An 11,452-nucleotide genomic window follows, 5' to 3' on the forward strand; every position below is an offset into this window, starting at 1 on the left:
ATCATCAGTCAAGGTATGTGACAATTTCGTCAGAACTGACCCGGAGGATAGGATCGCGGGTGAGTGCGTCAGGAGAGGTGAGCAGCCATGTCCGTGCAGACCGGTTCGGAACCAAACCGTCTGGAACGCCGCAAGGCGCGAACCCGGGCGGCACTCGTCGGCGCCGCGCAGGCGCTGCTGGCCGAGGGCAAGCTCAACGTGCCGATCCTCGAGATCACCCAAGCCGCCGACGTCGGCATGGGCTCGTTCTACAACCACTTCCGCAGCCGTGAGGAACTGTTCCACGCGGCGGTCGAGGAGGCGCTCGACCGGCACGGCGCGCTACTCGACGTGCTGTGCGAGAACATCGAGGACCCCGCGCAGGTTTTCGCCCAGAGCTTTCGCCTCACCGGGCGCATGCACCGCCTCAATCCCACCCTCAGCAAGGTCCTGCTCAACGACGGACTCAACCTCATGAGGTCCGCCAAGGGGCTCGCGCCCCGGGCTCGCCGCGATATCGAAGCGGCGGCCCGCGCCGGCCGATTCGAGGTCCGGGACCCGGAATTGGCCATGACCGTCGTCGCCGGGGCCACCCTCGCGCTCGGCCGCCTGCTCCACGACGATCCGGAGCGCGATGACGCCGAGGCCACGGATCAGGTGGCCGAGGATCTGCTCCGCATGTTCGGACTTCCGCCGGACGACGCGCACCGGATCTGCCGCGCCCCGTTGCCTCCGCTCGATCGATGAGGTCGGCGGCTACCCGCTGATCCGCGCCCCGGCGTCGAACCCCCACAGCGACAGTGTCATGAGCAGGTTGACACAGATCATCACCGTGATGCTCGCGCGCATGGCCCGGCCCGCCGCGATGCCGACTCCCTCCGGACCGCCGGTGGCGTAATAACCGAAATAGCATTGGATCGTCGTGGTGATCACGACGAATACGACGGCCTTGCTCAGCGAATACAAGATGTCCGTACCGGTCAGCACCATGCGGAAGTAATGGTCGTAGGTGCCCGGCGCCTGGCTGCCGGCGATTCCGATGGCGAACTGGACCGCGAGAAAATTCATCGCCAGGCACACCAGATACAGCGGGACGATCGCCGATACCGACGCCATCAGCCGGGTGGTGACCAGATACGACACCGATCGGATACCCAGCGACTCCATCGCATCGATCTCCTCGGCGATGCGCATCGCGCCCAATTGCGCGGTGAACCGGCAGCCCGCCTGCGCGGCGAAGGCGATGGAGGCCATGATCGGCGCGAGTTCCCGCGTCGACGCGGTCGCGGAGATCAGACCGGTCGCCGGGCCGAGGCCCAGCAATTTCAGCGCGTTGTACCCTTCGATCCCGACCAGGGCGCCCGCGCTGGCACCGAGCACGACGACGATGCCGGCCGTGCCGCCGCCGACTATCAGCGAACCGTTGCCCCAGGTGACCATCGAGATCAGGCGCAAGAATTCCTTGCGGTAATGGCGCAACACCACCGGAATCGACGACACCGCCCGCACGAAGAACAGGGCCATGTGCCCGAGCCGCATGATTTCTCGCGTCGGCGGCTCGGCCGCGCGGAGCACGCGGCCGAGGCCGAGCGGATAATACGTAGCCGCCATGTCAGAGCGCCGCTCGCGGGAAAAGCATGGTGTATATCTGCGTGAAGCCCACATTGACCACCATGAGCAGCACGATGGACGCCACCACGGTCGCATTGACCGAATCGGCGACCCCGCCGGGTCCGCCCTTGGTGCTCAATCCCTTCTGGCAGGCGACAACGGTCACGATCAGCCCGAACACCACTGCCTTGACCACCGCCAGATACATGTCGCCGATGGTCGCGAACGAGGAGAACGTCGCCACGAAGCTGCCCGGCGTTCCACCCTGGACATAGACGTTGAACAGGTATCCGGCGAGAAAACCGACGAACGCGCTCAATCCGGTGAGCCCGACCGCGACGACCACCCCCGCGGCCACCCGCGGCACCACCAGCCTGCGAATCACCGAGACGCCCATGACCTGCAGGGCGTCGATCTCCTCCCGGATGGTCCGGGAACCGAGATCGGCACAGATCGCCGAGCCCACCGCCGCGGCCAGCAGCAGCGCGGTCACCACGGGCGCGGCCTGCCGGATCACCGCGAGGCCGCTCGACGCACCAGCCAGCGAGGTGGCGCCCACCTGACCGGCGATGAGCCCGAACTGGATCGACAGGGTCGCGCTGATGGGCAGCGCCACCGCGACGGTCGGCACATACGAGGTCTTGACCATGAACGCGGCCTGCCGCACGAATTCGTGAAAGGCGAACCGCCCGGTCGCGATATCGGCGACCAGATACTGCACCGCGCGAACACCCATGACGAACTGCGCCCCGACCGTCTCGAGGGACGCGATCGGATGCCGCCGCAGATAGCCGCTCCCCCAGGAGGTGATCCGGCCGACCGGAGCGGAGGTCCGCGGCGCACGAATCTCGTTGGCGCTCATGGTGATCAGACCATCTCCACTTTGCCGGCCAGCCACCGATCCCCGGCCCGCTGCATGGTCATGACAATGCGACTGCGATCCAGGCGAGGGTCGGGGCTGGCGGCGTTGGTGACCTCCTGATCGACGAACAACATCACCTCGACCCGTTCCGTCGAGGCGGATCTGATGGCGACGCCGACCACCTTCCCCTTGCTCACGGCCTTGTTGTCGATGAGCAATTGCTTCAGCTGCTCACTCGATTTCGAGTACATGTCCTTGAATTCGCCGGTGGCGCCGTTCAACACATCGGTGAAGTTCTGGTCGATATGCCGCGAATCGATACTGGTGAGCGTGACGGCGTAATTCTGCGCGGTCGCCGACGCCGCGCGACCCGCGGCATCGATCTCGTTGCGCTCCTTCAGTTTCCAGCCGAACACTCCGGCACACACCGACAACCCGATCACTACGACGGCGACCACGGCGACGGCCGCGCGCAGGGAACGCCGCGGGGACGGCGACGGTGTGCCCGTGTCGGGCGCCTCGTCGGCCGAATCCTCTTCCGTCTCAGGCTTTTCCAGCACTCGTCCCGATGATGTATTCGGCATCGGATCGCTCCTCACTGTCGTGGATCGTTGGCTACCGAGGTGGCACGTACGCCGGTTGGGGAATCCCGCCGTAGGGCGTCGGCACGGTCCGGGGCTGCTGCGGCGTGGCGGCCGCGGTCGCCAGCGGATCCACTCCCGGCGGCGGTCCGGCCGTGTCGTCTCCCGGGGGACGCGGGGCGTTCCGCGCGCCTCGCACGACCATGCTCGGATCCGGGTCCGTGCAGTAGGCGTACAGATACGGTTCCGGGAAGCTCGCGTCGGTGGCGGCCCGCCGTGGCAGGTCGTAGTCACACTGCTTGCGGGGATAGATGTTGACCAGCGCCCACACCGCGTTGTCGTGGAAGGCTTTCCCTATCGCATCCACCGCGGAACCGTCGCGCTGCTGGGGAAAGAAGAACTCTTGAAACGCCGGCACATGCGCGTACGACATCTGCGCGACCGTCGCGAGGTTGCCCAGTAACTGGACCATCGTGGGCGAGTTGTCCGCGATGATCCGATCCATGGTCTGCAATGCCCGCGGGCCCGTGCCGAGCAATGTCGCGTAGCCGTCCGTCATCGATTCCACCCCGGACGCGACGCGATTCATCTCGGCAACGGTCGCCGTGAGCCCCGGGCCCGTGTCGCGGACCGTCGACAAGACGATCTCGCTGTGGCGCAACAGGCTCACAGTCTGCGGCAGCACGGCACCGAGCGTGCTGATCAGGAACGTGCCGCCGTCGATGATCGCTGCCAGCTTCTCGGGCGCCTGCGAACCGGCGCCCAGCTCCCGGGAGATCGTGGCCAGCTTCGCCGGATCGAGCTGAACGATGGCGCCGTTCGCGTCACCCAGCAGCTGCGCCAGCGTGACCGGCGTGGATGTCCGATCGGATTCGACGACCGACCCGTCCGCGAGAAATGGTCCGCCGCCGGCCGCCGGGACGAAGTCCAGATATTGCTCGCCGGCGGCGGACAACGAGGCCACCCGCACCGTGGTGTCGGCCGGTATCTCGGCCGAGGAGTCGATCGCCGCGTCCACCACGACGCGCCCGCGCTCGATATCGACCGACGCCACCCGCCCGACCCGTTGACCGCGAATGGTCACATCCTGATTCGGCAGCAACCCGCCCGATTGGGCCAGGTGAATCCGTACCTGGTAACTCGACCGGAAAGGGTTCGTCCGCAGCGCTCCGAAGGTGAGATACCCCGCGCCCAGGACCAGCGTGAGCACCAACGCGACCCAGGACACGGTGAGCCGGCGCCGGAACAGGGCGTCGATGCCCGTCACCACCGCACCCGCCGACCGGTCCAGCACGCGGAAACCGATGGCCGGCAACGATTCCCGGCGTGTCATCGTCCCGGTCCGATCACGCGGTCGTGCAAGCGCTGCAGCGTGTAGGCCAGCGATCCGACGAAATTCGCCCAGTCCGCCCGGTCGGGGATCTTCGATTCCGGATTGCCGGGGAAATTGGGGTCCGGCACGACGCCGAGCGCGAGTTGATAGATATCGACACCGGCCGGGCTCGCGGCCGTGGACGAGGCCACCTTGCCACCGACCGTGGCTATACCTTTGTTGAGGTTGTCCAGATTGGCGTCGGGGTTCTCGGCCGCGGCGTTCAGTCCGGCCGCGAGATTGTTCAGATCGGCGATGATGCTCCGGTCCCCCGTGCCGTTCACCGAGGGAAACTTCTCGAGTTGCCCGGCGATCCCGGCGAATCGCGCCGCGAGGTCGGCAAGGCTCTGTGTGCTCTCCCCGACCACGGCCAGCGCCGGACCGGCCGCGGCCACGGCGTCGTTCACCGTCGACTGCTGCGCCGCCACGGTCTCCGCCAGCGCGCCGGTGTCTCGCACTGCCGCCCGGATCTGTTCCGAGCGCCGGGAGAGCGTCTGTACCAGCGTCGTGGTCTCGGCGATCAAGTCGCCCAGGCGATCCCCGCGTCCCCCGAATTCGGCGCCCAGCCCGTTGACGACCTTGGTCAGATCCCGCATCACGCCGCCGTTGACCAGGAGCGCCGCCCGGCTCAGCACGTCCTCGATCGTCGCCGCGGCCGAGGTCGACGATTCCGGGATGCTGTCGCCGTCACGCAGGACCGGAGCGCCCGGCAGTCCGGCGGCCGGCGGCACCAGCGCGACGAAGACATCGCCCAGCGGCGTGGCGGACCGGAGTTCGGCGGCCGTGCCGACCGGCAGTGTCACCTCCGGTCGAATCCGCATCGTGACGACCGCCGCGTAATCGCGCGCGCGCATTCCCTCGACCTTGCCGACCCCGGCGCCGTTCACCTTCACCTCGGCCTTGGCGGGGAGATTCAGCGCATTGCCGAACGTGGCGGTCACGGTGTAGCTGTGCGGTCCGACCGAGGGCGCGGGCAACGGGAGTCGTTCCGTTCCCACCGCACACGAGGTGACCGAGATCGCCGACAGCACGATGACGGCGGTCAGGCCGCGGCGAAGAATTCCGATACTCATTCCGGCAGACCCGCTATTCCGGCCAGCATGGCCACCACCCCGAAATCGGGTCCCATATCCGACGCTTTCCCGGTGTCGCAGCCCAGCTGTTTCAGACCCAGCAGGTTGCACACCTCCTTCACCATCTGCCCGTCCAGGGCGATCTTGTCCACGTTCGCGTGCACCCGGGCGGCGCCCGCCTCCTGATCGATCACGCGATAGGCGTTGTCGGTGACGAGCGGAAACACATCGAGGAATTCGGCGATATTCCGGTTGTAGTCGGCCAGGCTCTTGAACAGGACATCCGCTCCGGCCGCGGTCGAGCGCAGCGCGTCCCTGTTCTTCTCCATGAGATCGGTTGTCGCGGTGAGGATCTCGACAAGCTCCGTCCCGGTATCGCCCGTGCCGAGATTCAGATCGGCGAGCAGTGTGCTCATCTGGTGCACCGCGCTGCCGAAGTCCCGGATCTTCTGGTCGTTGCCCGCCGCCGCGGCCGACAAGGTGTTCAGGTTGTTCACGATCTTCGTGATGGCGTCCTGGGTGGCCGCGCCGCTGTCGTTTCCCCTCCGCAACGCCCGCGACAGTTGATCCAGTGCGGCTTTGAGGTTCGCATTGTTACCCGTCGCGACGGACGCGCCGACCCCGACGATGTCCGCGACCGGGCCGTTCCCCTTACCGTCTCCGGCGAGCGATCGGGAGAGTTTGTCGGCCATCGCGAGGACACTGTCGAATTCGATCGGTGTCCGCGTTCGTCCGGTGTCGAGCACCGCGCCGTCCGGCAGCGTCGGCCCGCCGCGATAGGCCGGGGTGAACTCGATGTGCCGATCGGTGAGCACCGAATCCGATACCGTCACCGCCATGGCGTCGGCGGGAATCGGCACCGACTTGTCGATCGACATCGTCACGTCGATATACGTGCCGCGCTGGACGATGCCGGAGATCTCTCCCACGCGCATCCCGAGCACGTCCACCGGATTCCCGGCATAGAGGCCGGCGGCATTGTCGAATCGAGCGACGACATTGATCGTGGTGTTCCCCATTCGCGTCACCGGAACGCTCGCGGCCGCCACCACGGCCGCGGCCGCCCCGAGGAATGCCAGCTTGGCCGGCCGAGACAAACGCGTCATTTGCAGTCCTCGGAGTACGGGGAGATGCGGGCTTGCGGCGCCCGCAGGACGAGCGCGCACATGAACGAGTCGACGAAGGCTCCGCTGGGGGCGTTCACGTCCATTTCCGGTCCGGTGCCGGTCAGGTTCGCCCACGATCGCCACGGCACCGGGAGGATTTCCAGAATGTTGCGCATCAGGTCGTCGTGGCGGCTGAGCTTGCCCGTCATCGCGCTCAGGTTGGTCAGCAGGGATTGGATCTGCGGCTGATCGTCGACCGCGAGCGGCTTCAGAGTATTCACCAAGGTGGTGGTGGCCGCGATCATCGTCTCGATCGCCTGCTTGTGGGCCAGAATGTCCTGGAGCAGGCCACTGCCCTGGGTGAACAATGCCCCGAGATTCGCCCGCTGGTTCTCGATCGCGGTCGTCAGCCGGCTCGTGCTGTCCAGCAGCGCGCCGATCTGGCCCCGGCGTTCGGCGATCACGCTCGAGAGCGTGCTGATGTTCTGCAGCACCGACGGGATCAGCTGTGGCAAGCCGTCGAGCCGGCCCGACAGATCGGTCAGCGCGGTGGCGACCTGGTCGGCATCGACCTGGTCGAAGGTCTTCGTCGCATCGGACAGCGCTGATTGGAGGTCATAGGGAACGCTGGTGTGTGCCAAGGGTATTCGGCCGGAGACCAGTGAGCCGGAGCCGGCGGGCGCCAATTCGACGTAGCGATTGCCCAGCAGCGTGGTGAGCTTGATCGATGCGGTGGTGTCCGCGCCGAGGTGGACATCGGCGCCGATGCTCAGGGTTACGGCGACATGGTCGCCCGCCAGCCGCACGCGCGCCACACTGCCGACCGGCACCCCGGCCACGGTGACCTGATCTCCGACGCCGAGCTGCGCGGCCTGGGCGAAATCCGCCTCGATCCGCTTGTCGCCGATACTCAGCGAATTGATCGTCAATGCGACGGCGACGGCCACGACGAGTGCCGCGATCGCCAGCGTACCGAGCCAGGCCGGGTTGTATTCCTCGAGCGTCCGTCCCCGAATTCGGCGACGCGCCACGGTCTTTCGCCACGACATCCGGTTCACCTGCATTTCGCCGTATGTGCGGGGACACCGCCGGGCGTCAGCGCCCCGACGATCTCCGGAATCAGTGGCGCCAGGCCGGGCACCATCGAGAACGACACATCGCAGACATAGGCATCGACGTACGCGCCGCTCTGCGCCAGCCGCGCCAGTCCCTTCAGCACCAGCGGGAGGTTGTCGCCCATGAATTCGAATTTGTATTCGTTGTCCAGGAAATGTTGTGTGAACCCTGGCTCGCGGCGGAGAAATTCGTCCAGCATCGGCGCGTCCGCCCGCGCGAGTTGCGCCGCCCGGTCGACGACCCGGGACGCCTGATCCACCGAGCCGAGCAAGGTCTGCTTGTTCTTCTCCAGCCCGTCGAACACGGACCGGGTCCGCTCGATCACGGTGGTGAGGTTGCCGCTCTGTGCGGCCAGATTGCCCACGATCGTGGTGAGATTCGCGATCACCTGTCCCAGCACGTCGTCCGGTCCGGCGAACGATTGTGCCAGCTGGGTCGTCTGGGCGATCAGTGCCGTGAGCGAACCGTTGTCGCCCTGCAGCGCCTTGATGAGCGCATCGGTGATGTTGTCGATCGCGGTGCGGTCTATCGTGCCGAACAACGGCTCGAAACCCTTGAGCAGTTTCGAGATATCGAACGACGGCTCCGTATTCTCCACGGGGACAACGGCTCCGGCCGGCAGCGGCGCCGGAGCACCCTTGCCGCCCCGCGCCAGACCGAGATAACGCTGGCCGATCAGATTCTGATAGGTGACCGACACGACCGTGTCCCCGTACAGCGTCTGATCGTTCTGCACCTCGAATCCCACGCGGGCGCGGGACCCGTCGAGCCCGATGGAGTCGACCCGGCCCACGCGCACTCCCGCGACCCGGACGTCGTCACCGACCCGCAGGCCCGAGACATCGGTGAACTGAGCCGAATACTTCGCGGTGGCGCCGCCGACGCCACGGTCCAGGATGACCGTGACGGTCCAGATCAGCACGGCCGACACGACGGCGAAAACGATCAGCACGAGGAGCGACCTGCGATAGCTCATCGAGGGCCGCCATTCGGGTCGGGCGAAACCGTGACGGTCGTTCCCCGCGCGAGCGGACCGAAAAGGATGTCGGCGGCGGCATTCGGCGTTCCGCCGAGAATGCCGGCGATCCGCCGCTGCTCCTCGGGACTGCCCACCGGCCCGATATCGACCGGCCGGAACATGTCCGGCCGGAATCCGGACGGCAGCGCCGCCGCCTCGGGTGCCGTCACCGGCGCGGTCGAGCAACTCGGGCCCGCCAGGTCGCCGTATCGCGGGCAATCCGCACGGTCGTACCGGCGGTTCGGCGTGAACTGCACGATCGCCTTGCCCACCATCATCTGCGCCTGGGGATCGAAGACCTGATCGCTGAACAATCCTGTGGTCCTGGTGAGCGAGGTGGTCATCTGGGTGAAATGGCTTGCGCCGTCGCCGAGTACGGCGAGGGGTGGTGACATGTGCGTGGTGATGTCGATGATGCGGTCGGCGTTGTGCGCCAGTGCCGCCTCGACGGTGCCGGACGTGTGCAATCCGCCGGTGAGCAGGTCGGCGAGTTGCTGCCGCTGCTGGGCGAGGGTCAGCAGCGGCGAGATCGCGTGATGCAGCGTGTCGAGCAGTTCCGGCGCCGTCGCCTGCACCGACCGCAGCGCCGCCGCCAGCGCGTCGAGCGTCGACGGCGCTTCCCGGAGGGAGACGACCTTGCCCAGTTCCCTGACGATCTCGAGCAGGCGGGCCCCCGCGTCCTCGATCGCGGCGCCACGGCCCGCGGTGGCCTCGGCCAGGGTCGCCAGCATGCCGACGGCCTCGTCCGATTGCTCCCGGCCCACAGCGTCCAGGATGTGGCGGAACTGATCCAGCGAGGATTGCAGCCGCACGGCCGACAGGCTGCGGTCCTGCGCGATGGTCGCCCCGGAGGTCACGGCGGGCGCCTCACCGTTGTAGACCAATTGCACCGACGGCACCGCGAACACGTTGCTCGGCACGACGCGCGCGGTCACCGTGGCGGGCACCCGATTCGCGTACCGCGGATCCAGCTGGATGCGGACGGCGTTGCCGCCGATCTCGGCCGTCGGTGTCACCTCGACGACCGATCCGACCCGCACTCCCTGGAACTTCACATCCGACTTCGGCGGCAGACCGTCACCGGCGTCGGCCATCAGCGCGGTGACCACCACGGTCTCGCGTAATGCGCCGCGCGACACCGCGATCATGGCCGCCACGGCGACCGCGATGGCGGCGAGGAAGCAGATCCCGGTCAGCAGCAGGCGCGGAGCGGAGGCTCCCCGTCCATCGGGATCGAAGACGCTCGGCATCGTTCACCCCCCGCCATCGCGGCGAGCCACTACGTTCCCTGGGCTGCGCATCTGGCTCCCTTTCCGATCGAAACCGAACTACCGGAAAAGGTACCGTATCAATTACAGTTACATGGACTGTTTCGCCAACTCGTAGAGAAACCACGGCAGTGGATGGAACCGATGCCGGACCAAGCCGTCGCGGACGGCTTCCGGCCCTGGAGGAATGCGCTCGTGAGCCGAACCGAAGCCCCGTTTCGAGATGCGCCGATCTTCGACGCCGATCAGCACATGTACGAGACCCCCGATGCGCTGACCAGGTATCTCCCCGCGCAGTACGCGGGCGCCGTGCAGTACGCGCAGATCGGCCGGCAGACCCGGATCGTGATCAACAACAGGGTCACCGACTTCATCCCGAACCCGACCTTCGAACGTGTCGCCGCCCCCGGCGCGCACGAGAAGTTCTTCGCGGGCGAGAACACCGAGGGACTCACACTGCGAGAGATGCAGGGCCACTCCATCGAAGCGCCCGCCGCCACCCGCAACCCGGTGGATCGGATCGCCGAACTCGACCGCCAGGGCGTGGTCGAGGCACTGAACTATCCGACTCTGGCCAGCCTGGTCGAGCATTCCGCGGCCGAGGACCCCCAGCTGAGCCTGGCGATCATCCACGCCCTCAACCAGTGGATGGCCGAGCACTGGACCTTCGACTACGCCGGTCGCATCTACTCGACACCGATCATCAATCTGTCCGAGGTCGACGCGGCACGGCGCGAGCTGGAATACATCCTGGCCCACGGCGCGCGGGTGGCGCTGATCAAGCCCGGGCCGGTGCACGGCCTGCACGGGTGGCGCTCGCCCGCGCTGCCCGAATTCGATCCGTTCTGGCGCGATGTCGAGACCGCCGGCCTGCCGATCGTGCTGCACGCGAGCTACCCACCGCTGGACGAGTACATCGCCAAGTGGGAGCCGCCGCACACCGCGAGCTTCATGGCGCAGAGCGCGTTTCGCTGGATGGCCCTGGGACACCGCGAGATCGCCGACATGATCACCAGCCTCATCTGCCACGGCACCCTGACCCGATTCCCCAAGCTGCGCATCGCCAGTGTGGAGAACGGCAGCTCGTGGATCTATCCGCTGTTCCACGACTTCGAAGACCTCTACAAGAAGATGCCCCAGAACTTCCCCGAACACCCGCACGACGTCTTCCGGCGCAATATCTGGGTCAGCCCGTTCTGGGAGGGTTGCGTCGCCGATGTGGTCGACACGGTCGGCTGGGACAAGGTCATGTTCGGATCGGACTATCCGCATCCGGAAGGTCTGGCCGAACCGAAGGGCTACTGGAAATACGCCGAGGGCATGGACATTCGGCGCACCTACGACTTCATGGGCGACAATGCCCGCCGCCTGCTAGGCCTCCCCCTCGCGTGATAGCGCGAAAAGCCGTGGGGGGGGGGCGGCGCGCCGCCCCCGCCCCCGCCAACGGCGCGCGCCGCCCCCGCCCG

11 protein-coding genes are annotated in these 11,452 nt (G+C 67.0%); 2 read left to right on the plus strand and 9 right to left on the minus strand.

Annotation, left to right across the window (positions count from 1 at the left end):
- Positions 1-87 precede the first annotated feature (87 nt).
- Positions 88-726: a TetR/AcrR family transcriptional regulator gene (locus QH470_RS02260; RefSeq protein ID WP_280270555.1), complete on the plus strand. Its 639-nt coding sequence runs from the start codon at positions 88-90 to the stop codon at positions 724-726.
- Between the two features lie 9 nt (positions 727-735).
- Here QH470_RS02260 and QH470_RS02265 read toward each other — a convergent pair whose 3' ends face one another.
- From QH470_RS02265 to QH470_RS02305, 9 genes are read right to left on the minus strand one after another with little or no spacing between them, the layout of a single operon-like run.
- Positions 736-1,590: an ABC transporter permease gene (locus QH470_RS02265; RefSeq protein ID WP_280270556.1), complete on the minus strand. Its 855-nt coding sequence runs from the start codon at positions 1,588-1,590 to the stop codon at positions 736-738.
- 1 nt (position 1,591) lies between these two features.
- Entirely contained in the window at positions 1,592-2,452 is an 861-nt protein-coding gene (locus QH470_RS02270) for an MlaE family ABC transporter permease (RefSeq protein WP_280270557.1), read from the minus strand.
- Between the two features lie 5 nt (positions 2,453-2,457).
- Positions 2,458-3,036 carry a hypothetical protein gene (locus tag QH470_RS02275; protein WP_280270558.1) on the minus strand — a complete coding sequence of 193 codons (579 nt, stop codon included), beginning with the start codon at positions 3,034-3,036 and terminating at the stop codon, positions 2,458-2,460.
- A 31-nt stretch (positions 3,037-3,067) separates the two neighbouring features.
- The gene (locus QH470_RS02280) at positions 3,068-4,366 is read right to left on the minus strand and encodes an MlaD family protein (protein ID WP_280270559.1); all 1,299 of its coding nucleotides are present in this window, start codon (positions 4,364-4,366) and stop codon (positions 3,068-3,070) included.
- Positions 4,363-5,478 (minus strand): MCE family protein, encoded by a 1,116-nt coding sequence (locus QH470_RS02285; RefSeq protein WP_280270560.1) that lies wholly within the window; start codon positions 5,476-5,478, stop codon positions 4,363-4,365. Before QH470_RS02285 ends, QH470_RS02280 begins: the two co-directional genes overlap by 4 nt.
- A complete protein-coding gene (locus QH470_RS02290; RefSeq protein WP_280270561.1) occupies positions 5,475-6,584 on the minus strand; it encodes an MCE family protein in 1,110 nt (369 codons plus the stop codon). The genes QH470_RS02285 and QH470_RS02290 overlap by 4 nt, the downstream gene beginning before the upstream one ends.
- On the minus strand, positions 6,581-7,633 hold the full coding sequence (locus QH470_RS02295) for an MCE family protein (protein ID WP_280270562.1): 1,053 nt from the start codon (positions 7,631-7,633) through the stop codon (positions 6,581-6,583). The genes QH470_RS02290 and QH470_RS02295 overlap by 4 nt, the downstream gene beginning before the upstream one ends.
- 5 nt (positions 7,634-7,638) lie before the next feature.
- On the minus strand, positions 7,639-8,676 hold the full coding sequence (locus tag QH470_RS02300) for an MlaD family protein (RefSeq protein WP_280270563.1): 1,038 nt from the start codon (positions 8,674-8,676) through the stop codon (positions 7,639-7,641).
- Entirely contained in the window at positions 8,673-9,968 is a 1,296-nt protein-coding gene (locus QH470_RS02305) for an MlaD family protein (RefSeq protein WP_280270564.1), read from the minus strand. The genes QH470_RS02300 and QH470_RS02305 overlap by 4 nt, the downstream gene beginning before the upstream one ends.
- A 270-nt stretch (positions 9,969-10,238) precedes the next feature.
- On the opposite strand from QH470_RS02305, the gene QH470_RS02310 reads away from it, so the two are divergent.
- Entirely contained in the window at positions 10,239-11,378 is a 1,140-nt protein-coding gene (locus QH470_RS02310; protein ID WP_280270565.1) for an amidohydrolase family protein, read from the plus strand.
- The last annotated feature ends 74 nt before the right edge of the window (positions 11,379-11,452 follow it).

This window comes from Nocardia wallacei (assembly GCF_029868745.1).
Taxonomy (GTDB): Bacteria; Actinomycetota; Actinomycetes; order Mycobacteriales; family Mycobacteriaceae; genus Nocardia; species Nocardia wallacei_B.